The sequence below is a fragment of the Sporolactobacillus sp. CQH2019 genome (assembly GCF_028765345.1).
In the GTDB taxonomy this organism is placed as follows: Bacteria; Bacillota; Bacilli; order Bacillales; family Sporolactobacillaceae; genus Sporolactobacillus.
The window spans coordinates 63,297-89,210 of the sequence record NZ_JARAJZ010000012.1; the positions used below are offsets into that span (position 1 = coordinate 63,297).

The window sequence follows — 25,914 nt, forward strand, 5'->3', positions numbered from 1 at the left end:
TTTCAATCAGCAAACAGGATACGGGTCAGAGAATCACCCTTCACCGTACTGCTTCAGAACTTCTGATTCATCAAATTTTCTTTAATCGACTGTAACATACCCTCTGATACCAAGATGTTCCTCAATACTTTAATGAACTTGATTCATCTAATGTCAATCCTTTTGTCTCAGGAGCCATAATTATTGATACAATCAGTCCAAGAACCGAGATCGCCACGCCGACAAGCATCGTCAGTCTGATCCCATGAGCCTTCATGAAAATTGGTAATGCATAAGTAGACAGCACGGTCCCGATTCTACTAAAAGCCATCACTGCACCTACTGCCGAAGCACGAATTTCAGTGGGAAAAAGTTCATTTGGATAAAGCCACTGAAGAATACCGGGGCCGCCGGAAAAAAATGCATAAATTCCGAACGATACAATAACGACCCATATATTCGCGTTGGGTAAAAATTCTAAAACAGCTAATGCAATGCTCATGATTGCAAAGCTTCCAATTAACAGAGGACGGCGGCCTATGGAATTCAACCAGAACATCGCCGGAATGCAGCCTATAAGGAAAAACAAGCTAATGACGATATCCCCCCAAATGGCCTGCTTCGCAGCCTCGAATCCGAACGCATTCAATATCTGAGGACCAAACGTATATAAACCGAACATAGGAACAACCTGGCATATCCAAATAATACCGATAAATATAATTCTTCTAAAATATCCTTTTTCAAATATCTTGCTGTATCGCGTTTTCTTAACTTCCCCCGTCTCTAATGCCACATCAACCCCAAACAGCCGCTGGACAATAGCACGCGCCTCCTCAACGCGGCCTTTACGCACCAGCCACCGGGGCGATTCCGGCGTTCCCCATCGACCGATAAGCAATATAATACAGGGGATGCACGTACTGCCCAGCATCCATCGCCAGCCTCCGTCTATATCATACAAATAATATCCAACAATATCCGCCGCTGTCGCGCCAACGTACCAAACAGCTGCAATAAATCCCATACTGATAGCTCTGTACTTTCTCGGCGTAAATTCCGACACAAGAGAAGTGGCAATCGGATAGTCTGCCCCGATAACCACTCCGATTAAAAATCTCATAATAACCAGCTGCATGGGAGAAGAAATAATCATAGTCCCAAGGGAAATGATTGCAATAACGATGACATCAATGGTAAACATCTTCTGACGCCCCACCAGATCAGTTATATAGCCGAACAGTGCCGATCCTATAAAAATTCCCGCCAGTGCGGAAGCCCCGACCAATGCGCTCCAATAAGCATTCAGATTCAGCTCTGGTCCCAGTTGGACAAGGGCGACTCCTATAATTACCAGAACATAGCCGTCTAAGAAGGGACCGCCGCTGGCAAAGAGTATCATCTTTTTCAAATAAGGTGTAATTTCAAAATCATCCAGTATTTTTTCTGATTGCATGCTCTTGATCTCCCTTTATTTTTGTATACTTTTATCTCCCTCTCTTTGAACAAATCATTAAGGCTGTTCCCTACGCCATATTTTAAAAATTTTTAGAAAATATTAATCAGGAAAAATTTTTTGTAATGATTCCTCTCATAATAGACACACGATCATGATTCTGCTGAAAATGATTATTTGTGCGGAGGTTCTTATCATATTTTCCCTATAAAACAAATGGAAGCAAGGCGAAGTCCATGTATAAGCGTTCTAACGTTTCCATCGCATTTTTATAATTTCATGGAGCTTCGCTTTTACTTCCTTAAAAAAAGTTTTATAGATGGATTCAAATTTTGAGCGGACTCAAGATTTTAGATCGTTTCTGAAATGGAAATAATATATTATTTCCATTCTACTAATCCGTAATTTAGATGATTGACACCCGTTTCCGCATTGGCAACTCTAAAATGAACGACATTGTGTTCCATTTTCCATATCTGAGTCTTTATGGTAGAGCCCGGATAGAGCGGAGCGGTAATACGAACCTTGAAACGTGTAATTTTTTCAGGCTCACCGGGAAAAAGTGATTGAGTAATATGCCGGCATGCAAATCCTGAGGTACTCAAGCCGTGAAGGATCGGTTTTTTATAACCGCATTTTTTTGCATATTCCCAATCCGCATGGACCTTGAACCAGTCACCCGATAATCTGTAGATGAGCGCCTGATTTAAGGGGATCAGCTCTGTGACTTCATAATCGGGCTCTCTGTCCGGAATTTCTACTCTGACAACCGGTTGTTTGGGTCCTCCGAATCCGCCGTCATAAATTTCTATATCTGTACTTTCGTTCGTAAACAGTTTTTCTCCATTCTCATCGTAAGTGGTTGCTTCATTTAGGGCCAGGCAGCCCTTATTAGGTCCCCGATCATATATGTTCTTAAGCATGCACGTCGTACTTAATTTACCTGATGTTTTGATCAATGGCTGATAAAATCTGATATCGAATCCCCAATGAAGCGAACCATCCCAGTTAAAACCGAAATCCATAGCCTTGCTGACTTCATGTGCCTCAGCAAGCATAGCCCCATATATAGGAATAATTTTTAAATTTTTTTCATATACATAATCCAGGTCAGTGATGCCGTCGGCGCCGGCACCGCAGCCAAGAGCGAAAATAATCAGATCTTTATAATCATATTCATGTACAAAGGGTCCAAACTGTTTTCCAATCATGTCCAATTTAAGTACCAATTTAATCATCCTTTCTCATTATGGTTTGATGAAAATATGCGCCTGTATGGCCGCTTTCTCACAGGTGCCATCATGTCCCTTCCGGTTCGTCCGTCAATGAAGGCAACCCTTATACTGTTCAAAGAGACTGTCCGCTTGATTGTCTTTATCATTTATTCGGCAGCTTTTCCTTCCTCATGCTTCGCACGTATCAACTTCCACCATTTGGCAGTCTGCACTATTTTTCACATCGTATTGAATCAATAATTTTAATACTGTGTTTAAATAGTCGTTGTATAATATGCCTCTTATTTCAACAACTTTTTTTGTATTTTACCTGTCCCTGTCCTAGGAAGAGATGTCACTACTTCTATAACAGAGGGAACTTTGAATTTAGCCATATGACATTTGCAGTATTCCATGATTTCATCAGTTGTAAGTTCTTCGCCGTCCTTAAAAACGACAAAAGCCTTGACTGCCTGATCGCGAATAGGATCGGGAATTCCTATCACTGATGCCTCAGCAACTTTTGGATGAGCCATCAGAATACTCTCAATTTCAGTGGACGATATATTTTCTCCCGACCTTTTAATCATGTTCACCTTTCGATCCACAAAATAAAACCAGCCTGATTCATCCACATAACCTTTATCGCCAGTATGCATCCACCCATCGCGATTCAAAGTTCTTGCCGTTGCATCCGTGTCATGATAATATTCCTTCATCAGCGTGCGCCCGGGTATTCCTTTTATATAGATCTCGCCAATGTTATTGGGAGGAAGTTCATTCTCGTCTTCGTCAATAATTCTTGCTTCATAGGATAGGCCCGGTTTCCCTATTGAGGGCCACTTTCTTTCTCCGCACGGCGGATCGCCAATGACTCCGACAAGGGACTCGCTGAGGCCGTAAGAATTTAGAAGTTTCACATTAAAACGTTTTTCAAAAGCATCTTTTTCCTGATCCGGAAGGGCAAGATAGTAGAATACATCACGAACGCAGTGATCTTTTTCCCAATCTTGCTGGGGCTGCAGCATCATCGTACGAACTAACATCGGGATACATTCCGTCATTGTTGCTTTATAGACGCAGACCTGTTTCCAGAAACGTCTTGCACTGTACTTTTCCACACTGATCAGCGTAGCGCCGACTGTCAGAATAGGCATGACGGTATTTAACTGGAAATCGACATGAAAGGCAGGCATGATTGTCAAATAACGATCTTCGTACCTTAACGAAAGTTGCCAGGCAGTGAAGGTCCCCGCATATAACATGTTGCATTGCGTAAGAACAACGCCCTTAGGCTTTGATGTTGTACCGGATGTGAACAATATTTCTGCAACATCGTCACTGCTTAAAGGCCTGGAATTTTTTAATTCCTTAGGTTGTGCTCTTCTGCCCTTTTCAAAATTAAGCGTGCCGGGAACTTGTTTTGCGGTTCTTGCTAATAATATCGTCTTCACATCATGATCATCATTCGGTCGATTACGGCTTGTAACATACAAAGGCAGAAACTCTTCCTCAATGACTGCAGCAGCAACGCCGTCGCATTTTTTAATGATATAGTCACATTCTTCTTGGGTATATTGCGTATTTAAAGCAACCAAAATAGCTCCGATTTTTGCCAGCCCGAACCAGCACATTAAAAACTCAGGACAATTATGAAGCTGGACGGCAACCTTCTCATTCTTTTTTATTCCAAGATCAAGGAAAAAATTTGCCGTCTTATTAATCTCTTCATTAAGCTGCGAATAGCTGAATTCATTGATGCCGCCTTCGCAGTCGCGAAATATCAGGACTGTTTTTTCTTTGTAAATCCGGGCTATTTCATCCCACATATCACGCAAAGTCTTACTCCCCACTATATCAGTCACTTTTCCCACCTCTGGCTAAATAACTAACTCTAGTCTTGTTTGATGCCCGAAACAAAGTAAAATGATAAATGAGATTTTTACACATTTACAAAGATTAATTATTTGGAGAAGGGAATCAAATATACTCCATATATTCCTTATTATGGATTCTATCTGTAAGATTTCCCTCCTAAACTATTCAATCAATCATTAACAATGATTTTATCCGTACCGGAATTCCACACCTTTCGTGCCTTCTGGATATTCCCATTTTTTTACAACCGTGCCGAGACATAAAATCCGACAGGTTCCGCATTCCAGGCATCCTGCATAATCAAAGGACAGCGTCCCGTCTTCATTGAGTTTATACAAACCTGCCGGACATGCATTAACCAGTTTCATTTTCTCTTTTCTATCAGGATAAGAAGAATCTATCTCTATATGAGGATGGTGCTCATCAACGAAATATTTATTTGTACCCAATTTTTCCTCAACGGTCATATTCATAGAGATCTCACTCCCCTTATGCCGTCCCTTACCAGATTCATGATACCGGCGGCGCTTATATGCTTTTTCATCCGTTTTCTTAATGGAATTGCCGGGGTTCCGTCAATAACAAAAATATCGGCCATCATGTTGGAAATCATCGTCGGATACTGGTTGAATAAACGTTCATTTTCTATGAACGCCGGGAATTTCTTATAAACAGAAAGGTCATGCATAATAAAACTATCATCGAGCAGGGTCTTGTAGACTTTGAGAGAGGAGGCAGTATAATCCTCTTTTTCCTTGGCCTTAATAACAGCTTTTGCAGCCAGCTCTCCTGAAGCAATAGCCAGATCCATTCCCCGTACCATGTAACCGATATTTAAACAAAATCCTGCCGCATCGCCGCAAATCAGAAATCCGTCGCCAAACAAAGTCGAGACCATTGACAATCCGGCTTCAGGTACCATATGGCCGCTTCTTTCAAGAAGTTTGCCATCTTTTATCAGAGGAGCTATTTCAGGATGACTGACAAAGTTTGTAAACATTTCCTCTACCGTTTTATTGTTTTCACCTATATGCTGCAGGCTCAGAACTAAACCTACAGAAAGGCTTTCCCGATTTGTATACAGAAAACCTCCGCCAGTCAATCCATTGGTGGGAGTTCCGGCAAATAAACATGCGGCACCCTCTTCCCCTGCCAGGCCGAAACGCTCCTCTATAACCTTTGCCGGCAGCTGATAAACCTCTTTAACACCTACGGCAACTTGAGAGGGATGGACCTTTTCTCTTAATCCGGCTTTTTCAGCCAGCAAAGAATGAACACCATCGGCCAGAATAACGACATTGGCCCTTATTTCCTCGCCGGCGCAGATAACCCCGGTAACTCTGCTGTCCTCCACAATCAGCTGATCAACCTTTACACCAGCAGCGGTTATTGCACCGGCTTCTTCTGCCTTGTCGAAAAGCCAGCGATCAAACTTGCCACGCAAAACAACGTAAGAATCGCTTCCTGCCGCAGCAAGCCGCGGCGAGTGATACTTTATAACAAAAGCATCTTTTTCAGTCAGCATGCCGATATATTCTTTGTCCACTCTTCTCTCTACCGGCGCTTCTTTGGTAAAGTCTGGAATTATTTTTTCTAAACTATGAGCATAGAGACGGCCGCCAGTCATATTTTTGGAGCCGCTGTAATTACCCCGTTCGACGATGAGTACTTCCAAGCCCTGCTTTGCCAGAACGTAAGCCGCCGTAGAACCGGCAAGGCCTCCTCCTACAATAATGGCATCAAATACGCTCAACCGTATCACTCCTACAATTTGCTTTATTACTACAGAAAATAGCTCTATAGCCCCTTACGGCCCTCACGAGCAATCTATTTACAATTGCTCCAGAAGCTGTTAATAGTTCTCGACGCACATCAAATATTTATTTTTGTGTTCTGATTTTCTCAACAATTTTTGGCAAAACTTTATATAGATCCCCTATTAGGCCAATATCAACCTGTTTAAAAATCGGGGCATTTCTATCCTTATTAATGGCTATCAGTGTTTTAGCCTGATTGACGCCTACCATATGTTGAATTTGCCCTGAAATGCCGATGGAAAGATAAATATCCGGTTTCAGAACCGCACCGGATACGCCAACATAGCGATCCTTGCTCATCCATTTCATACCCTCTGCAACCGGCCGGCTGCAGGCTGTTTCGGCCCCAATCAACGCTGCTAGTTCCTCTGCCATCTTTAAATCTTCTTTTTTTTCAAACCCTCTGCCGACGCCAACAACCCGTTTTGCGGCACTCAGATTGACTGGCTCGCTTTGTTTGGAGTGAATCTCCAGTACACGGATGCCGGCATTATCCGCCTTCGAATAAATGTGGGTCATCTCGCCCGACCGGGTCTCATCCATCGGCACGCAATCAAAAAGATCAGGTTCCACCGTTACGACTGCAGTTTCCGATGCCGCTTTTTCCATTCTGACGGCTGCCCCTCCGTAAACCAGCCGTTTCACGACGATACCATCATCCCCCGCGGAGATTTCCGATATATTCGAAAAAACGCAAGTGCCTAATTGAGACGCAATGCGTCCGGCCATAAGTTGGCCGCATGCCGAGGAACTAAATAAGGCAAGATCTGCCTTCCCTTCCTGCAGCAACTTCACAATCGATTGGGAGTGCCCTTCAATCATTCCGGAGTTCTCGGGCCGATCAAACAAATAGACCCGTTCCGCTCCCAAAGCAATAGCTCTCTTTGCCTGATCTTCACTGCCAAATAAAACGGCACACAGATGTTTTCCAAGCTGAGAACCGCCGCTGCACAATTCATCAGCGGTTTTAGAATCATCGGCAATGATCCAAACATTGTTAACGGTCACGAAATATTCACCTCTGCTTTAACTACTTCAATTCAGCAATAAGCTTTTTCACAAAATCATCTATAACCTCGTCAGATTCGCCTTCCAGAAGATCTAACCGCCGATCGACCTGTCCGGGTGCCAGCGTGCTGAGTATCCGGCCGGACGGTTCAACAGCAGCCAGACCTATCTCAGCTAATGTAAATTGAGTCAGCGGTTTTTTTCTGGCAGCAATGATATCTCTCATTCCCGCTATGCGCGGAGTATTTATTTCAGATGTCACAGACAGCACCGCTGGTAATGGAATCTCCAAAACCTGGATTTCATTTTCCAGCATACGCTCAACCACCGCCTTTTCTCCTTGAACCGTTATTTTGTTGACTGCATTGACAACAGGTATCCCCAACAACTCACCTAACTGATTGCCGGTTTCCTGCGCGTAGAGATCTGATGAGCCTGCTCCGCAAAGAATCAGATCAAAATCGCCCATTTTCATTATTGCGGCTTTCAGAATGGCAGCCGTCTGATAAGTGTCCGTTTCTGTCTGTTCATCCATCACCAGATACAAATCATCCAGACCCCTTGAAAGAATATCCTTTTTCAATTTCGGATTATCCAGATAACTTCCTCCAACCACCAGACCTGACAGTTTGCCGCCCACGGTTTCAATAATTTGTTTGCCCGCCTCGACGGCATTTAGATCATACTGGCCGAATTTCCATTCCGCCCGGCTGAGCGACAGCTGTCTATCTTTTGTAACAATAATATCCTGCTCCTCAGGAACCGCCTTACAGCATGAAATGATTCTCATTTTTCCACCTTCTAAATGACTCAGTCTTATGACGTATTCTAATCGGGAAATTGCAACCCATCGAACGCGATCTTCTAACAAACCGGACTTCGGTTTTATTCCTTTTGCGCGGTTTTTATAATGCCCTTTCGGCTGAGTTCCCGTATATGTTGCTCCGAATAGCCCAGCCGGTCCAAAATAGCTTCAGTATCCATTCCCCGCGCAGGCATTGGCCGCCAGACCTTGCCCGGATTTTTTTTGAACTTGGGAAATACATTCGGGCCCGTGCATTTTTTGCCTTGAAGCGTTTCCCACTCGATCAGATCCTTACGAGCCAAACAATGAGGATGGTTTTCAATTTCTTCATAGCTCATCATTCTCATTGCGGCAATATCGTATTGGGCCAATTCCTTTTCGGCTTCATCGGCTGTTTTGTTCAAAAAATATTCATCCAGCTTTTCCTCCAGTTGCGGGCCCTTAGGGCTATCGAACCTAACACTGCCGGGCATATCTTCCGGATAATCTTTAGTCCCGATCAGATTTCCCATTCCGATCAGGTTAAACATTGCTTTGATTTGTTTGGCACCGACCAATTCCAAAGCAATGTATCGGCCTCCTTTGCACTTATAGACTCCGCAGCCTATCTGAATCGGATCTTTTCCTTTATTTGCACGTGGGTACGTTACTTTGTCATTAAAGTAATCCATCATGTAATACTGGCCCATACGCAGAATAATCTCATGCATAGCAACGTCTATGCTTTCCCCTTCGCCCGACTCCTGTGCACGGTAGAGAGCAGCTAGGGAGGATCCAAGTACCATGAGCGCTGTGAAGTAATCCGCGGCATATGGAAAAGCCGGCGTGGGCTGCTCTTTTGTTCCGTTTTGCATCAGATAGCCGCTGAATGCCTGTGTTGTAAGATCATAGGCAGGCAGATTTACAGTGTTTTCATCGCCATCCAATCCCCAACCTGTTACGTGGGCAATAACCAAAGATTTATTGTGCTTCCACAGCAGCTCATCGGTAATGCCATGTCTTGCGAATGACGGGCCTTTACTTGATTCAACAAGGATGTCCGTCGATTCCATCAGTTTCAGGAAGGTTTCCTTTCCTTCGTCCGAAAAGATATTGATGGACAGGCTGTGCTCATTTCGGCGGTCCAATTCCGCATAATTACGTTCTACTCTTAATGAGTCATCGTGTTTTACATGTTCAATCCAGGTAACATCTGCTCCCCATTCAGCCATCATCTGCGGGCCGAATGCTCCGGCTACTTCCATCGCGGAAAATACAACTTTCAATCCTTGCAGCGGACCGAATATCGGCATATCTGAATGATCTATCATTGTTCTTGTCTCCAGCCTTTCATGAAATTTTAGAAAGCTGCTTCCTCAAACCTTAATTTACCGATACTTTTTAAGCGTTGCTTTAGCAGCCGTAAGAATCTGCATTTCGTCGGTTCCTCCGGACACTCTGTCTACGCGAATGTCCCGCCAAAAACGGCTGATACGATGATTACCGGCGATGCCGATGCCACCCAGAACCTGCATGGCGGCATCGACGACTTCAAAACCGGCATTGGCACAATAATACTTGCACATCGCTGCGTCTCCCGAGTCCATGATTTCATTATCATACTTCCACGCTGCCTCATATAACAGGTTCCGCATATTATGAATCTTTATCGCCATATGAGCAAATTTCTCTTCATTTAACTGGAACCTCCCAATCTTCCGGCCGAATTGTTCTCTTTGATTCGCGTACTTAGCCGCGTCCTCAAAAGCACACAGGGCGATTCCATAATCGCAGCATCCGACTAAAAATCTTTCAAAATCAAATTCTTCGGCAACTCGCTGCATGCCGTTTCCTTCTTTTCCAAACATATCCTTTTCATCTAATGCAACATTATCAAAGTATATCTCACAACAACTATCCATTCTTTGACCCAGTTTAGATAGCTTCTCTATTTTTATGCCTGATTTTTTCATATCCACGAACCATTCGGTTAAATTACCGTTTTCAGAGTCTTTTGCCATTACAACCAAATAGGGGGCTCCTGCTCCGCTTGTAATAAAAGTCTTATGGCCATTCAGATAAACCTTTCCATCTTTTCGGGTATATGCAGTCTGAAGCCCCCCTACGTCTGAACCCGCTCCTGGTTCGGTAATCGCTGAATTCCACATTTGTTTGCCGCTGCCGCGCAGTGCCATTATTTTATCAATCTGTTCTTCTGTTCCTTCACGCAGAACTGTATTAAATCCGGTCAGCTGATAGAGGACATAAGTGGGTACACCTAACCTCCCCAGTTCTTCCCAAGCAGCCGTCACAGTCATCAGACCCGCTTCAAGGCCCCCGTATTCTTCAGGCAATAAAAGACTATCAATGCCTATATTGGCAAGCTCTTTTACAAATCTTTCCGGATAGCGACTGTTGGCATCGCATTCCTCAAAATATTTTCCCCAGTTTTCCCTGCCCATTAATTCCCGAATTCTTGATATTAACAATTCCTGCTCGTCCGTCAGCCTAAAATCCATCATTCAGCCTCCCAAAAATTTCTTAAGTGCCAGCCAATCCAATTTCTAAACCGGTACAGACTAAACCTTTCCAAATCTCGCCTCCCATCGCTTGAATCCTGATTTGCCGGCTCATCCCTTTCTGTTCCTAATCTAAAAAAGCATTCACAGCTATACATGCAAAAATCATGCCAGATTCTCCATATCAAAAAAGCAGTGCTGCTATCCGAAATAGGCCCTATCATCCACCTCGCCAATACAGAGTCAGTTCAACAAAACGGCATCACTTAAAAGAGTCTGTAAAATATTTTTGACAAGTACAATGATTTTGTTGGGTAAGAGATTTTGAAGTAAACCGTTTCCAAGAAACAACGTAAAAGTTTTTTGACAAATATATTTCCTCATCATTGCCGTTCCGTTAAATCCAAGGGGCCTTGCGAAAATATTTATCCTTTAGACACGGCTTTTACCTCTGATGGGCAGAAAAACAGATTGACCTCATACTATTCACATTTTGTCATTAAGCCGCTTAATTTGATTGAATATGAATCATTGTATTAAAAATCACTCCTTTTTTAAAAAACTTGATGTACCCTTAAAAAGGTTATGATGAACTAGGATTATATCTTCATAAAAACAGCCAATCTTTTATTTAGGTAAAGCCGCATTTCTAATTATTAATTAATAGGCATTCAGCCAAGTCCTGCCTTTTTAAGTCCATACACCTATTGCAGCACAGAAACTTTAACTGAACTCTTATTGCCTGACCGTATTCAGATGATTGATTCATCCATTAACCGCGCATGATTTTATCTCAAAAACCGGCAACTTTGTTCCTGACTAATGAACATTTTGGGAGGTAGTACAAAATGACTCCAACCGACTTATCCAAATCTCCAAAGAATCTAAGAAGAATTAAAAAGAGCTGCGGAGACATAAGCGATAAATACCAATTAATTATCAATTCTTTGAACAGGCTAAAGGACTGTTACTTTTCAATCGTTGATAGAACAGGAAAGATTATCTTTATATCAAAAGAATTCGAAGATATTGATGGTTATAAAGTCGATGATATATTGGGAAGAAATGTACTGGATGTTTACAAGTTAAATGAACAGACCAGCGTACACATGAAAACAATCAAAGAAAAAAAAACAATGGAAAATACCCTTTTCAGATATACTTCTGCCGACGGTCAGATAATTGAACTTGTCATGGACATCTATCCAATTTATTCAGAAGGAGAAATCATCGGTTCATTTGCTGTGAGTCATGATACGAGCAAAATGAAAACGCTTACTGATAAGCTTTTTCAACTGCAAAAAACTTTTTATCAACAATTACAGAAAATCAACAATAACGGGACCCGGTTTTGTTTTGACGACATCATCGGTCCGGGAGAGGGCATGAAAAATGTCATTGCAACTGCCCAAAAAATGGCCTGTTCGGAGTCGCGGATCATGATTTTAGGAGAAACAGGAACAGGAAAAGAACTGTTCGCTCAAAGTATCCATAATTACAGTTCAAGAGCCAAAGGACCCTTTATAGCAGTAAACTGCTCAGCAATCCCGGAGACTTTATTGGAAAGTACTCTATTCGGGACAAGCAAAGGAGCATTCACCGGTGCGGTGGATAAAGCCGGTTTGTTCGAAGAAGCAAAAAACGGAACACTTTTTTTGGATGAAATTAATTCTATGGGAATAGTTTTTCAAACAAAGCTATTGAGGGCGCTGGAGACGAATAGTATCCGACGCGTGGGCAGCAACAAAGAAGTTCCCATAAACGCACGAATTATCAGCGCAATGAATATCGAACCCGAGGAGGCTGTAGAAACAGGAAAACTAAGAAGTGATTTTTATTACAGGCTTGCTGTTGTTACTTTAGAATGCCCCTCCCTGCGAAACAGAAAAGAAGATATCATCCCTCTATCCAAATATTTCATTAACAAATATAATAAAATTCTAGGGAGAAAAATTCGGGGTGTATCCGAAGAAGTTGAACAAGTATTGCAAAATTATGATTGGCCAGGTAATGTTCGTGAGTTGAGCCATTGTATCGAACATGCAATGAATATGGTTGATCCCGCCGATTATGTTCTGAGCAAACATCATCTGCCCGTTTTTCTCCAAAAAAAGGGAAACCATGCCAGTTTCACTCTATCCATTAGCGCGTCAGAAGTAGACGATTATAAACAAGTCATGCTGCATATTGAAAAAAACCTATTGACACAGGCTTTGAAAGAAAGTAAGGGAAATATTAATCAGGCAGCTAAAAAGCTGAACCTATCCAGACAATGTTTATTTTATAAGTTAAAACGGCTAAATATTAATATCCAGCATGAAACTCATATTGCATGAGTCCAGAACGATCCATCTGCAAGATAGACCGGCCGGTTCGCAGCTAGCAAACCGGCCGGTTTTATTTGTACATCGCCATCCCCTTCATAATACTGCTCATTTTTTTTACACGGTATTACATTTTCTCCTGCGAACGCCGCATAACGCCTCTATAAATTTTTTTACTTGTTCATTCGTTTTGACAGCAATAGACTTGCGATTACCATTATCCCATGAGTCCAGATCAGAAAATAGTGCCGTTTTACGCCAAAGAGCGGCACTTTGAACATATGAAGCAGCTCCTATTTGGCACAAATCTTGCAGAGAATATCTTGATAGAAATAAATGATAGTCTGATATACCTGATATCAAGATCAGAGAAGAGGCGAAGAAGCTCAAACCCGTTGCTGACGGCAAGTCCAGAGTTCTATGAGAGGAGGAATCAGGAAAACTTCGCAGCAATCTGAAAGTGTTGTCTTTAAACAGTTCTACTGTTTTGTCGGATTTGACCACTTAGGAAGTTTTAACCGACAGACCAAGGCAAAAAAAGCTGATTAGAAAAGGAGAGGGGATTTAAGAATTTTAAAATGGGAAGAAAATGTTTTGAACACAAGCAGAAAATAAAGGTGGGAAAAATATTATGAAAATCAGTAAAACGAAGTATTTCGCAAGATTGGTAGTACTTGGGTTTGCTAACCCTGTAATGTATGTGCTGCCCTACTTATATTACACATGGGGCAATCAAATGCTTGGCAGATACCACGCCAGCTTAACAACATTGGCCGGGTTAGTCGGTATATATGGAATTATAGCTTTAATTACGTATGCGCCATCCGGTATTTTAGTTGATATTTTTGGAGCATGGAAATTGTCGATTTTCTCATATATCACTACGACCGCGCTCGTTCTAGTAAGTGCATTTGTAACTGATATTAATGTATTAAAAATCGTTTATATTGCATTGGGATTTACTACAATTTTAACATTCTGGTCACCATGGATTACTTCAACAGCAAGAGCCGGCGGTATAGAAAATCAAACGAAGTCTTTTGGATTTACCTATACATTCGTAGGACTCGGCGGAATTATTGTAAACACGATACTTGTAAAAATCATTGGTAATACAAGCAGCGGAATTAAACCCGGGTTAATTGTGTTGGCAATCATTACAGCTATAATAGGCGTTCTATATATGCTCTTATTTAAAGATATTGATAATATAGAGGGCGAAAATGATGACAGTTCAAAATTCAAATTCTCAATGGTAACACAGGCGATAAAAATACCTGGATTATGGTATGCAGGACTTGTTGTCTTTGCTTTCTATGCACTGCTTACAACAACAAGTGTATTTAACCAATTATTAACAAACTCTTACGGAATGACTAATGAACAAGCATCGTTTATTGCCGTATTTCGTACAAATGGACTTGGTTTAATAGCGGGTCCGGCATTAGTATTTGTTGTATCTAGATTTAAATCCACAGCTAAAACATTACTATCAACTGCGATTGTTGAAGTAGTATTTGTTGCGGCAATTATGCTTTTACCAAAAAGTCCATCTCAGGTTATTTCAGCTATGGTTATCGTATTGGCGATAGCATTCTTGCAGCTTGGTGCTCGTTCAATTTATTTTGGCCAAATTGGTGAAGCAGGAATCCCTGATCGAATTTTAGGTACAGCTTCCGGGATAATTTCATTAATTGCATACTCTTCGGATATATATATGCCTCAACTAGTAGCGGGAATGATTACAGATAAAGCTGGAAAAATAATGACTTCTGGTTATAACACAGTTTACATGCTTCAGTTTGGATTATTAGCAATGGTAGTTGTATTTAGTTTACTTGTTTGGAGAGAATCTAAAAAAAATAAAGCTATACTTGGATAGTGTCAAAGTTGCCATCATAATGGACATTCTAATTTTTAATTGAATTTGCATGACAAATTTCTCTAAAAAGGTTAAGAATGTCCTTTTTTTATTATTGCTGCCGGATCTTGCTTGTTCCTTGCATTTAGAGAAAACCGGCTCTGAATGATGATGAAAAAAGAATGTCAAAAAAAATATAAAAAATTTCACAGCCGTCTAATGAAAGATAAAAATGATCAGAAAGCAGGGTGCCAACTCATGAAACAAACCAAAATTCTGGTTGAAAAAAATGTACCATGCAAAATGAGAGATGGCGTTGTTCTTTATGCAGATATTTATCGGCCTGATAAAGAAGGCAAATTTCCAATTTTGTTAACGAGACATCCTTATGGAAAGGATTTGCCGCTTTATTCCTATCGTTATCTCGATACAAATCGGCTTGTGGAAAATGGATTTGTTGTCATTAATCAGGACGTGAGGGGGCGTTTCCATTCGGAAGGAGAGTTCTATCCGTGGAAATATGAAGCAAATGATGGATATGATACAGTGGAATGGGCAGCATCCTTGCCGTATTCAACAGGAAAAATCGGTATGTTTGGCATGTCGTATTATGGCTATACGCAACTGTTGGCAGCCATCAAGAAACCTCCCCATTTGGCTGCTATTTTTCCTGCGATGACGTTGAATGAACAAAGAAATGATTTTGTCTATCATAATGGGGTTTTTCAAACCGGTGGGTTCGAAACATGGACACTTGAATCGATCGTTGCCGATTTACTGAGAAGAAAGATAAAGGACCCGACAGAAAAAAAAGAGGCTATACGAAAGCTTGCCGACAACCTTAATAAAATGGAGGAATTATACCATTTTACTCCCTATAATGAATGGCCTCCATTAAAGGAGCTGAATGTCGCCGACTATTACTTTGATCAAATATCCCATGCTCCGGAGGATGAAGATTACTGGAAAGAAGCAAACATTGCTGATAAGTACATGGATTTGCAGATACCAGCCTTTCATTTAAGCGGATGGTATGATTGCTTTACCGGTCCGACATTAATGAATTATGAAGAAATGAAAAAAACAGGACAACCGCAAAAACTGATTGTAGGGCCATGGGGGCATGGCTATTTTGCCTCTGTGCAGGGAGAGTGTTCCTATGGCGTCCATGCTTCCGGGGACTGGATTGACTTGGAAGAGGACATCACTGACCTCCATATTCGCTGGTTTAACCATTGGCTAAAAGGAACCGATAATGGTATCGAGACGGAAGCTCCTGTAAAAATTTTTATTATGGGGATCAACAAGTGGCGGAATGAAATGGAATGGCCTCTTAAAAGAACTCAATACACCAATATTTATTTGCACAGCAGCGGGAAGGCAAATACAAGAACAGGGAATGGGAGTCTTTCAATGAATTTCCCTGAAGCTGAAGTGTCGGATACTTTTATTTATGATCCTGAAAACCCGGTGCCGTCAAAGGGTGGGGGTACGCTATTTATTGGAGTGCAAACAGCGGGTCCGCTTGATCAAGGTCGGATAGAAGACAGAGAAGATGTGCTTGTTTATACGACGGAGCCGCTAACTGAAGCAATGGAAGTGACAGGACCGATAAAGGTAAAATTGTGGGCTTTAACGGATGCGAAAGATACAGATTTCACTGCCAAGCTGGTAGATACGTATCCGGAGGGAAGAGCGATCATTTTAACACAAGGCATTACTAACGCAAAATATCGCAATGGCAATCAGCCTGAAAAGGAATTGAACGGGGAAATCGTTGAATATGAAATCGACCTCTGGGCAACAAGCAATGTTTTTATGCCCGGGCATCGGATTACGCTGGAAATTTCCTCGAGCTGTTTTCCTCAATATGCGCCAAATCCGAATACGGGGAAATCACTGATTGATAGTAAGAAAGCAGTAAAAGCGCAGCAGGTTATTTTCCACAATGAAAAATATCCGTCTCATATGATATTGCCTATGATTTCAAATAACTAAATAGTCAAAAGTTCCAAGTACCTATGAAATCAGTAATTCATCGTCTGATGCCGGCATTTCCTGCTTCTCTTAAATTATTTAAACGCGGGTTTCGTCGGACAATTGTTCGGCGCTAATAGGCCACCACCGTTGCTGCCGAGCATAGAGTCGGATGATCGCTTCCGGAGCTGATGTCCGGCCGGTACTGGCCAGAATCGCCTGTTGCTCCCCCATCATGACGAGCACAGAGGAGGATACTGAGACTAAGGATACCAGTTATCGTCAATTTTTCCAAAAAATATTTTAAAAGGGCAATATAAGATTATTAATGTAGATGCACTCTTGACTGGGATTAAGTGAAAGAGGTAACAAACCTTTGAATGCGTATAGATCACTTATATGTCCTTTCTCAAATGTGTATATTCGGGCGTAAATGAACCCGCAATATTCTGCTTAAAATAAAACTAAGATCATTCAGATTTATGCTGTTTATAATAGGCTATTCCCGTCGTCTATACCTTATTCCATCAGCACTCCGATGCCTGTCCAATGGATTGCTTCTTCGGCTATGGCTGCACAAAGAGAGGTGTAACGAATGGGCAGGCTTCGTGGAATTATTTTCATCATCGCTGCAGCCGATTTATTTGGTATTATGCCGGTATGGGTCAAACTAGCATATACAACTGGATTGACTGTCTTTGGGGTTGTTTTTCTGCGTTCGGGTATTGCTGCAGCGATACTAGGAATATTACTCTTCTGCCGCAAGATTGATTTTCATATCGGGAAGCCGCAATTAGATCCATTGCTGTTATTGAGTACATTAGGTTATACAGCTACTATTTTCACTTTGTACTTATCTTATAAATATATTAGTGCTGGTGTCGCCACTTCGTTGCATTATCTGTATCCCGTCCTGGTGATGCTGCTCGGTTATTTAATGTATCGTAAAAAGAGACCACAGGTTTATAAATGTTGTGCTCTCCTGATGTCTCTGATCGGTATCTATTTGATCGCTGATCGGGGAGGAGGGGATTTTTCTCTTAAAGGTGTTGGACTAGCTATAAGTTCCGCTGCTTTTTTTGCGATTTATGTGCTGTCCATTAATTACCCTCAGCTAAAAAAATTGGACAGCCTGATGCTTGCCTTTTATGACTGCTTGATGACAACGATTATTTCCCTTGCAGTACTTGTGGTTCAAGCGAAATGGCCGCCGAAGATTACACTGAAAGGTTTGTACTATACAGGATTGATAAGCTTTTTCTGTACTGTTCTGGCATTGCTTGTCTTTATAGAAGGCGTGAAAATAATCGGATCAGTTAGTGCATCCATCCTCAGTACCCTGGAACCGGTGGTTAGCCTTGTATCAGGTATCATTGTTTTACATGAACCGATAACCTGGTACACATCTCTTGGGTGCATATTGATTATCACCTCCGTCATTCTGATTGCTATTTCAGACCTGAAAAGGGGTGCTGCCGGCTGAGAAAGGATAAAATCAACTTCAAAAGAAATCTGGATTTCAGTGGTAACTTTAAAGAAGGCTGACTCAAAAGCCCTTTAAAAGAAAAGAAGCGGAGAGAAATCAATAAAAAAATTTCTCTCCGCTTCTTTTTAGTGTGAAGCTGCCCACCTTCTCCTTGCAGAAAGTCCATTCGGACCTTATTCAGAAGGTTATGGGCCAGCGCAACAAGCTGAATTCAGTCGAGACTTTTTCAAAATGAAAGGGGATTTCTATTCTGTTTCAAGTTGCCGAAGACGGGTGCAACTTCCCGCTCTCATCGCCGGTATTTGACTCTGCCTGCTTCCGAAGTGAAGGGCAGGCCTTGCTTTCCCTTCACTTCTTTTTCCAAGAAAGGAAAAGACGAGAGGGGAAACGCTCCTTCTCGCCTTTCATTTGAGGCACCCTTTGGGGACAGCCTCTTTCTATTGATTTGGCCATTTGTTTTTTCTGCATTTCCAATACTGAAAAGGAGCTGTAGATTAAATCTCTGCATTTCCACACCGAAAAAATTTTTAAATAATATTTCACATCTTGTTTTGTTCACGTCAATGGACGGGCAGAGACTCCTCGACACTCTCGCTAAAAATCGTCATTGCCCGGTCGATTTGATCTTTTTCCACAATCAACGGGGGAATGAAACGGATGACATTCTTGCTGACACCGCAGGTTAGCAGAATCAGCCCTTTTTCCAACGCCTTTTTCTGTATGCGCGCAACGATTGCGGCATCCGGGCGGCCCTGTCCGTCAACAAATTCGGCGCCGATCATCAGGCCGAGCCCTCTGACTTCCATAATTTCATCGTGCCGCTCTTTCAGCGATTCCAGTCTCTTCTTAAAATAGCCGCCGATCTCCGCGGCATGATCGGCAAGACCGTTCTCAAGAAGTTCAAACACCGCCACGCCGGCGGCACAGGCTACCGGATTGCCTCCGAACGTTCCGCCGTGTGTTCCCGCCGGCCATCTGTCCATGAGAGATCGCCTGGCAACCACCGCACTGAGCGGAAACCCGTTGGCGATCGCCTTAGCGAGAGTCATGATGTCCGGCTTAACATCAAAGTGTTCATAGGCAAAGATTTTGCCGGTCCGCCCGAACCCCGTCTGTACCTCGTCGAAAGCAAGCAGTATACCGTGCTCATCGCAGATTTTGCGCAAGGCCTGAAGAAACGGCTTCGGCGGTACAATATACCCGCCTTCACCTTGAACCGGTTCGAGAATCATACAGGCCACCTGTTCCGGCTCGATCAGATCGTGGAAAATCTCATCCAGCTGGGCCAGGCAGCGCGCCACTTCCTGTTCCTCGGTCAGCCCGCTGCGGATCGCGTATGGGTATTCTGCATAGTAGACGCTCGGGAGCAGGCCTTCATAGTTGCGGCGATAGCGGGCATTCGAAGCCGTCAGCGTCGTCATTGCCAGCGTCCGGCCATGGAAGCTGCGCTTGAATGAAATAATGCCCGGCCGGCGCGTCACCTGTTTTGCCAGTTTAATAGCCCCCTCGTTGGCTTCGGCACCGCTGTTCGAAAAATAGATTTTATAATCGCCGCCAACATGCCCCAGTATCTTTTCCGCCAGTTCAATATAGGAAGGATAGTAAACGACATTATGGCCGCCATGAATCAGTTTATCCATCTGCTCCTTGGCCTTCTTTACGACAAAGGGATGGTTGTGCCCGCAGTTCACAACCGCTACGCCGCTGGCAAAGTCCAGATATTTCCGGCCCGTCTCATCCCATACGTAGGTGCCCTCGCCTCTGATAATGCCGAGATGTGTTGCACGATCCGCGACAGGCGGGAACAGATCCAGTGATTTTTCATACAAACTTTTCTCCGCCATTGTTCTCATGACCTCCTTTTTCTTAAAATGAACTCGGATACAGAGCTGCTCAGCAGCAGATACGTTATTATATAATGCGTTCAGGCATCTTATTATTGAATTTCGGCTCCCGCTTTTTTAACGGCCGGACAAATGCACCGATTTTTACGATCGGACGGTCCGAAATCAGCTCGGACAGGCGGCTGTTCAGGTAAAACCTTCTGCCGTATTATCGGCGCAGACACATGAGACATCTCCCGAAAATGGCCGGCGCAGCGGCCCGGACATAAATTTTTATAATATTTTTTCGAGAAAATCCCTCGCCCGCTCTGTTTTCGGTGCACTGAAGAATTGGCCGGGCGGGGCGCTTTCCAGGATCTGTCCGTCGTCCATAAAGGCAATCTTATCGGCGACCATTTTGGCAAAGCCCATTTCATGAGTCACAATAAGCATCGTCATTCCCGTATCCGCCAGCGACTGAATGACGTCCAGCACTTCCTTGACCATTTCCGGGTCAAGAGCGGACGTCGGTTCGTCAAATAACATGTAGTCGGGTTCCATGGCGAGTGCCCTGGCAATCGCGACACGCTGCTGCTGACCGCCCGACAGTCTGCTTGGATACTCCGCTGCCTTCTCCGACAGGCCGACTTTTTCCAATAATTCCGCGGCCCGTCCCTCAGCCTTATCCCTGGACAGCCCCTTGACCTTCATCGGCGCATAAATCAGGTTTTCGAGGACGGTTTTATGCGGAAAAAGATAGAAGTGCTGAAAAACCATGCCGACTTTTTCACGGACTTTAACGACCTGTTTCGGGCGCAGCGAAGTCATCTCCTGTCCGTCAATCTCTACCCGTCCTTTGGTCGGCTTCTCAAGAAAATTGATACAGCGCAAAAAAGTAGATTTGCCGGATCCGGAAGGCCCGATGATCACGACAACTTCTCCCTCTCTGACCTCGAGAGAAACATCTTTTAAAACGTGCAGCTCTCCAAAATTTTTAAAAATATGTTCGGTTTTAATCACTGCGGCGCATCCTCCTTTCGAGCCGGCCTCCGAGATGAGTCAGAATCAGGACGATCACATAGTACATCACAAGTGAGACAAGCATCGGCGGAAAATATAGATAGTATTGTGCCGCCACGATCTGGGAACGGCGCATCATGTCGGTGACCGAGATTGTCGAGACAATGGCCGAATCCTTAGTCAGCGTAATAAATTCATTCATCATTGCCGGCAGAATGTTCTTGATGGCCTGCGGCAGGATGATATCTTTCATTGCCGGCCAATAGGAAACGCCCAGTGCTTCGGATGCTTCAAACTGGCCTTTGTCAACCGCATTGATGCCGGAGCGGATAATTTCCGACATATAGGCGGCGGAGTTCAGTCCGAACGTCAGCACCGCACACGTCAGCGGATTGACATCCCCCATCTGAAACAGCTGCGGGATGCCGAAATAGGCGATCGCCAGCTGCAGAATCAGCGGCGTCCCGCGGAAAACGGATGTGTAAGCCCGGGCCAGTCCGCTCAGCACTTTAATGTTTCCGATCTTGCACAATGAGAGCAGAATTCCGCCGACAAAGCCAAGGATCGAGGCGCCGAGCGCGATGCCCAGCGATACCCAGACACCGTTGATGATATATGGAATTGAAGGGGCAATCGTCTTAAATCCCCCGATTAATTCGTTCAGCATTGCCCTGTTTTTCCCCTCTTCCGATCAGTAAATAATGAGCCGGTTATTGATTTTTGATCCATTGATTAACCAGCTGCTGGGTCTTTCCGTTCTTATTCATCTTGTCCAGAACTTTGTCAAACTCCGCTTTCAGCTTGCTGTCTTTAGGAAAGGCGACGCTGATCGGATCGGCCTGGGATTTCCCGTTAACGAGCGCTTTAAACTGATGCAGGCTTTTGTCTTTGTTCGTATAGCCGTATGCAACGGAGCTGACAGTAATAATCGCGTCCAGTTTTCCCGCTTTCATCGCTTCGGCCATGTCGTTCAGCTTATCCCATCTCTGAATGTTCATCGGAATCGTCTTGTTCAGCTTGACAGCCAGTGTTTCCTGCGTTGTTCCGAGCTGAACGCCGACTTTTTTCCCTTTCAGATCATTGACACTGTTAATCTTTGCTCCCTTTTTGGACAGAACAACCTGATAGTCGTTAAAGTATGGTTTGGTGAATTCCACCTGTTTTTCTCTGTCCGGGGTGTCAACCATTCCGGCCATGACAAAATCAACCTGTTTGCTGTTCAGTGCGGCAATAAGCCCGTTGAAGTCCTGGTTTTTGATCTGCAGATTGTAGCCCAGCTGACTGGCAATATATTTCGCCATATCAATATCGAATCCGACTATTTTATTGCCGTCTGCCGTATTCACGGACTCAAACGGCGGATAATCCGCGCTGGTCCCCATAACAATGGTTTTCTTGGCCTGTCCGCCGCTGCTGCCTGCGCTGCTGCACGCAGTCAGCACGATCAGAAGACAGGCAATCATGATTAATCCGGTTTTTTTGAACATAAATAATCGCCTCTTTTTTATTTTTTGCTTGCAGGTAGGAAACAGACCGGGAAGAAATCCGGCTTCAGGTTCCGCACGTTCCAGAAAGGACGCCCTCCGTCATTCCCCTGATCAAACGGGGAAGCACGCCGAAGGAGTACGGCTTGTACACGCGTTCCATCCACGTGTGCGCCTTCTTGCCGTAAACGCCCATATCGACAACCGGTATATTAAGCCGCCGTATGCGGTCGGTCGGAATGCTGTACATTCGCCCCCATCCCGGAAAGTTTTCGATGATCTCATTTGTTTCTTCCTCCGTCTCATTCATGGCTAGATAACTGCTGTCCGCCAGATACGGGAAAAATCTTTTTTTGGCAAACAGTTCCCCCGTTTTCTTACCGGTTTTTACCAACATCCGGTCAAGCAGGTCATCGCAGCGCCGTTCCGCATCGATCTCTGCGCGCAGATAATTGTGCGGACAGTAAGGGGGCGCGAAAAAAACAATCACTTTCGGACGATAGTCTTTCGCCGCTGCTTCGAGTGCTTCAATGATTCGGTAACTGATCCGGCGAAAATCCTCGGACGGATGAATCTGAACCGTTTTCTCCGTCACTTCTTCAACATCCACACCCGTTGTCCTTGCTTCTTCAGCGAACGCTTCATAGGTCATTACAAGGGTCGACCAGTCCGGCGGATCTGCCTTCAAACCGCAATTACCCGAGAACTTAGTGTATTGTTTTTTCAAAAAAACTTCAAGGTCTTGACAAGCGGCTTGCGCCGCACTTTCCAGCTGCCTCAGTACATCTTCCGGGGAACGCTCGTAAAGAAAATAATTAAAATAGAGATAGGCGGCTCCTGCCGTCTGGACATTATAGAACGGCTTGCTGTCCCGTTGATAGAGACAGGACGGCGGCAAAATCACTTCGCCCGGAATTTTCTCCGCGGCATCCATGTTGTTGTTCAGTGCCGTATTAATTCTGCCGGCAATCCAGGTCGGATCAATGCCGGAAAACGTTTCTCCGACATGGGCCTCCCTGCCCCGTATGTAAAAGCAGCCAAGCAGCTTGCCCGCAGAACCGGTATAGACATAGCGGTGCGGATCGCCCTTATAAAGCGGACTGACAAAATCTCCGTTAATCGCCAGCAAGTAGGTCAGATGCCTTTCCCTTCTCAGCCGGATCAATTCTTCCACCGCCTCGATGACGCCTTTATGATCATTTTCTTCGACAGGGTTGAACATGACGAGCAAATTGCCCGGAAGCTCGCCGCGATGGTCCGAGTAGTAAAGCAGGTTGCTCAGATGAACGGCATCGCCGCTCTTCATATCGAGGGCGCCCCGGCCGAAAAGCCAGTCTCCCGAAACGGCATCTGCCTTTGTATCGGCATCTTTATCATAGTTTTTGAAAAATGTCTGCAAATAATCCGGATCGAGCGCAAAGGACTCGATCCCGCCAAAGTCGGAAGTGCCGACGGTGTCTGTATGGCCGTGGTAAATTACGGTTTTATCTGTCGGCACTCCGCTCTCAAGCAAAGCAAAAACATTTTTCCTGCCCAGTTTATCCCCCTTCAGGCGCTGTGTCCAGACCAGATCCGGATGATTTTTAAAAAAAGGAAAGGAGCGGATGATCGCCTCCAGCCGGGCGGCAATATCCACTTCTCCATGTGTACCATTGACGCTTCTGATACGGACCAGGTCGCGCGTGATCTTCTCGGCCTGCTGTTCGAACGGCAGATCTTTAATTTGTCGATACATGAATATCCCTTCTTTCAATCCTCTCAGTCATCCAGATCATCTCTCTGAAGGACGAGCGACGAACAATGAATCCCGCCGCCCATTTTGTTAATTTCGTCAACCGGCACGGCGATGACTTCGATTCCGGCCTTTCCGAGCGCCTCAATGGTCCGCTGACCGAGCGAAGTAAACAGCACTTTACCAGGAGACAGGCAGAGACAGTTCGTCGTCATCGGCGGATCAAGCGGATCTGTATAAATCAGTTCAATACCGCGCTGCTGCAGCATCTGCAGGAACCAATGCGGCAGATTGTCCGGATCGACAAGCGCCTTGTTCACGTCGACCATATTGAAAACTTCATCAAGATGGATCATGCTTGACGGCAAATCAACGACGATCAGCTCCATCCCCTGCCAGGAAAGAATCGCGCGCAGCTGATCAATGCCCGCCTGATTGACGCGGATCGAGCGTCCGGCAACAGCGGTTTTCCTGTCCAGCACCATAAAGCTGCCGCCTTCGGCAAACCCTTCGCCCTGAATGGACGCGAGCACGGGCATGCCGATTTTAGCCGCTGTTTTAAGCGTCCCCCGCGTTTCCCCGTATCGGAATTTCAATGCGAACCGGGCCAGGATCAGCCCGCCCGGGATTACCATTCCGACATCGCGGGTGAACAGATTATTGGTCAGCAAATCGGCGTCTTCCTCCAGAGGAATAACATCCACCCCTTCTTTCTTCAGCACTGAAGTCATCCGGTCATGCTGCTCCTGCATTTTGGCAAGATCCAGCGGTTCTTTGCCAAGGCAATAGCTGACCACGTTGCCCCGATCGTCCCGCAGAATTCTCGCATGGACGGCAGGCTCATACTCGGCTTTATTCAGCGCAAGCATTTCGTCTCCCGGCCGATGAACAAAAACTTTTCTGACTTTGCCGACCGCATTGCTGTTTCCCCAGCCGCCGCCCCAGTAGGTTTCGAGCAGCGATCGATCCGCAAAGGGGCGCCGAATCATGTTTTCATCCAGAAATTTATGCAATACCGACAAACCGATCACTCCTTCTCATGAATGAACTACAGCCGAGTTAACAAGTAGTGGAATAAAAATTAACATTATATACTCTTATCATAATATAAAATCAAAACAGAAAACATATAAATTTTGTGATGATATATATTCAATATTTTAACACTATTTCGAATAAGATACTGCATCTTTTTCTAACCGCTTTGTGCCGTTACATTCTGTGTCTTTGCAAAACCGATTGAGCAGATGTCAGACATTCCGTCTGAACAAAATAATCATGTCAATTTATCTGACAATTCGTTTGACGTTTCGCTCCCTGTCGTATATTATTATCCCTGTAAACTTCATCCTTTCTGTTTTCGTATATCCTTAATCATACGGTTTAAGGGTCTCTACCCAGGAACCGTAAATTCACGGCTACAAAAAATATGCGCGCATATTTTTTGTAGCCCTTTTTTCAATTTGCCGAGCAATATTATTGCACGGCTTTGCAAAGGCTGATTTAATAGAAGAGTAGTTTATAAACCAAATAGTTTAAAAACAGGAGGGAT

The 25,914-nt window shown here is 44.1% G+C and carries 19 protein-coding genes and 1 riboswitch; of the genes, 4 read left to right on the forward strand and 15 right to left on the reverse strand.

Annotated features, from left to right (window positions below; all coding sequences use genetic code 11):
• Nucleotides 1-121: 121 nt before the first annotated feature.
• The 9 genes from OYT88_RS16195 to caiA form a co-directional block, all read right to left on the reverse strand.
• Nucleotides 122-1,435: an MFS transporter gene (locus tag OYT88_RS16195; protein ID WP_274401379.1), complete on the reverse strand. Its 1,314-nt coding sequence runs from the start codon at nucleotides 1,433-1,435 to the stop codon at nucleotides 122-124.
• A gap of 380 nt (nucleotides 1,436-1,815) precedes the next feature.
• Complete coding sequence (locus tag OYT88_RS16200) at nucleotides 1,816-2,664, reverse strand: MaoC/PaaZ C-terminal domain-containing protein (RefSeq protein ID WP_274401380.1); 849 nt, start codon at nucleotides 2,662-2,664, stop codon at nucleotides 1,816-1,818.
• 287 nt (nucleotides 2,665-2,951) lie between these two features.
• Nucleotides 2,952-4,523, reverse strand: coding sequence for a crotonobetaine/carnitine-CoA ligase (gene caiC, locus OYT88_RS16205; RefSeq protein WP_274401381.1), 1,572 nt, complete (start codon nucleotides 4,521-4,523; stop codon nucleotides 2,952-2,954).
• A 192-nt stretch (nucleotides 4,524-4,715) separates the two neighbouring features.
• Nucleotides 4,716-5,000, reverse strand: coding sequence for a ferredoxin family protein (locus OYT88_RS16210; RefSeq protein WP_443029748.1), 285 nt, complete (start codon nucleotides 4,998-5,000; stop codon nucleotides 4,716-4,718).
• Nucleotides 4,997-6,280 carry an FAD-dependent oxidoreductase gene (locus OYT88_RS16215; protein WP_443217528.1) on the reverse strand — a complete coding sequence of 428 codons (1,284 nt, stop codon included), beginning with the start codon at nucleotides 6,278-6,280 and terminating at the stop codon, nucleotides 4,997-4,999. Before OYT88_RS16215 ends, OYT88_RS16210 begins: the two co-directional genes overlap by 4 nt.
• Nucleotides 6,281-6,407: 127 nt before the next feature.
• Nucleotides 6,408-7,352: an electron transfer flavoprotein subunit alpha/FixB family protein gene (locus OYT88_RS16220; protein ID WP_274401383.1), complete on the reverse strand. Its 945-nt coding sequence runs from the start codon at nucleotides 7,350-7,352 to the stop codon at nucleotides 6,408-6,410.
• A 22-nt stretch (nucleotides 7,353-7,374) separates the two neighbouring features.
• On the reverse strand, nucleotides 7,375-8,142 hold the full coding sequence (locus tag OYT88_RS16225; protein WP_274401384.1) for an electron transfer flavoprotein: 768 nt from the start codon (nucleotides 8,140-8,142) through the stop codon (nucleotides 7,375-7,377).
• 95 nt (nucleotides 8,143-8,237) lie between these two features.
• A complete protein-coding gene (gene caiB / locus OYT88_RS16230; RefSeq protein ID WP_274401385.1) occupies nucleotides 8,238-9,467 on the reverse strand; it encodes an L-carnitine CoA-transferase in 1,230 nt (409 codons plus the stop codon).
• 57 nt (nucleotides 9,468-9,524) lie between these two features.
• Nucleotides 9,525-10,655: a crotonobetainyl-CoA dehydrogenase gene (gene caiA, locus OYT88_RS16235; RefSeq protein WP_274401386.1), complete on the reverse strand. Its 1,131-nt coding sequence runs from the start codon at nucleotides 10,653-10,655 to the stop codon at nucleotides 9,525-9,527.
• Nucleotides 10,656-11,503: 848 nt separating this feature from the next.
• Here caiA and OYT88_RS16240 point away from each other — a divergent pair.
• The 4 genes from OYT88_RS16240 (at nucleotide 11,504) to OYT88_RS16255 (ending at nucleotide 18,300) form a co-directional block, all read left to right on the forward strand.
• Entirely contained in the window at nucleotides 11,504-12,991 is a 1,488-nt protein-coding gene (locus tag OYT88_RS16240; RefSeq protein ID WP_274401387.1) for a sigma-54 interaction domain-containing protein, read from the forward strand.
• Nucleotides 12,992-13,610: 619 nt separating this feature from the next.
• Nucleotides 13,611-14,861, forward strand: a complete 1,251-nt coding sequence (locus OYT88_RS16245; protein WP_274401388.1) for an MFS transporter — start codon at nucleotides 13,611-13,613, stop codon at nucleotides 14,859-14,861.
• A gap of 144 nt (nucleotides 14,862-15,005) precedes the next feature.
• Complete coding sequence (locus OYT88_RS16250) at nucleotides 15,006-16,838, forward strand: CocE/NonD family hydrolase (RefSeq protein WP_274401389.1); 1,833 nt, start codon at nucleotides 15,006-15,008, stop codon at nucleotides 16,836-16,838.
• A 574-nt stretch (nucleotides 16,839-17,412) separates the two neighbouring features.
• A complete protein-coding gene (locus OYT88_RS16255) occupies nucleotides 17,413-18,300 on the forward strand; it encodes a DMT family transporter (protein WP_274401390.1) in 888 nt (295 codons plus the stop codon).
• 563 nt (nucleotides 18,301-18,863) lie between these two features.
• Here the strand turns inward: OYT88_RS16255 and OYT88_RS16260 are convergent.
• The 6 genes from OYT88_RS16260 to OYT88_RS16285 form a co-directional block, all read right to left on the reverse strand.
• Nucleotides 18,864-20,147, reverse strand: a complete 1,284-nt coding sequence (locus OYT88_RS16260; protein ID WP_274401391.1) for an aspartate aminotransferase family protein — start codon at nucleotides 20,145-20,147, stop codon at nucleotides 18,864-18,866.
• Between the two features lie 273 nt (nucleotides 20,148-20,420).
• Entirely contained in the window at nucleotides 20,421-21,146 is a 726-nt protein-coding gene (locus OYT88_RS16265) for an amino acid ABC transporter ATP-binding protein (protein ID WP_274401392.1), read from the reverse strand.
• On the reverse strand, nucleotides 21,139-21,813 hold the full coding sequence (locus tag OYT88_RS16270; RefSeq protein ID WP_274401393.1) for an amino acid ABC transporter permease: 675 nt from the start codon (nucleotides 21,811-21,813) through the stop codon (nucleotides 21,139-21,141). The genes OYT88_RS16265 and OYT88_RS16270 overlap by 8 nt, the downstream gene beginning before the upstream one ends.
• Before the next feature lie 43 nt (nucleotides 21,814-21,856).
• On the reverse strand, nucleotides 21,857-22,633 hold the full coding sequence (locus tag OYT88_RS16275) for an ABC transporter substrate-binding protein (RefSeq protein WP_274401394.1): 777 nt from the start codon (nucleotides 22,631-22,633) through the stop codon (nucleotides 21,857-21,859).
• A gap of 64 nt (nucleotides 22,634-22,697) precedes the next feature.
• A complete protein-coding gene (locus OYT88_RS16280) occupies nucleotides 22,698-24,365 on the reverse strand; it encodes a M20/M25/M40 family metallo-hydrolase (RefSeq protein WP_274401395.1) in 1,668 nt (555 codons plus the stop codon).
• A 23-nt stretch (nucleotides 24,366-24,388) separates the two neighbouring features.
• The gene (locus OYT88_RS16285; RefSeq protein ID WP_274401396.1) at nucleotides 24,389-25,384 is read right to left on the reverse strand and encodes a dimethylarginine dimethylaminohydrolase family protein; all 996 of its coding nucleotides are present in this window, start codon (nucleotides 25,382-25,384) and stop codon (nucleotides 24,389-24,391) included.
• A gap of 318 nt (nucleotides 25,385-25,702) precedes the next feature.
• Nucleotides 25,703-25,803, forward strand: a riboswitch (purine riboswitch).
• Nucleotides 25,804-25,914 lie beyond the last annotated feature (111 nt).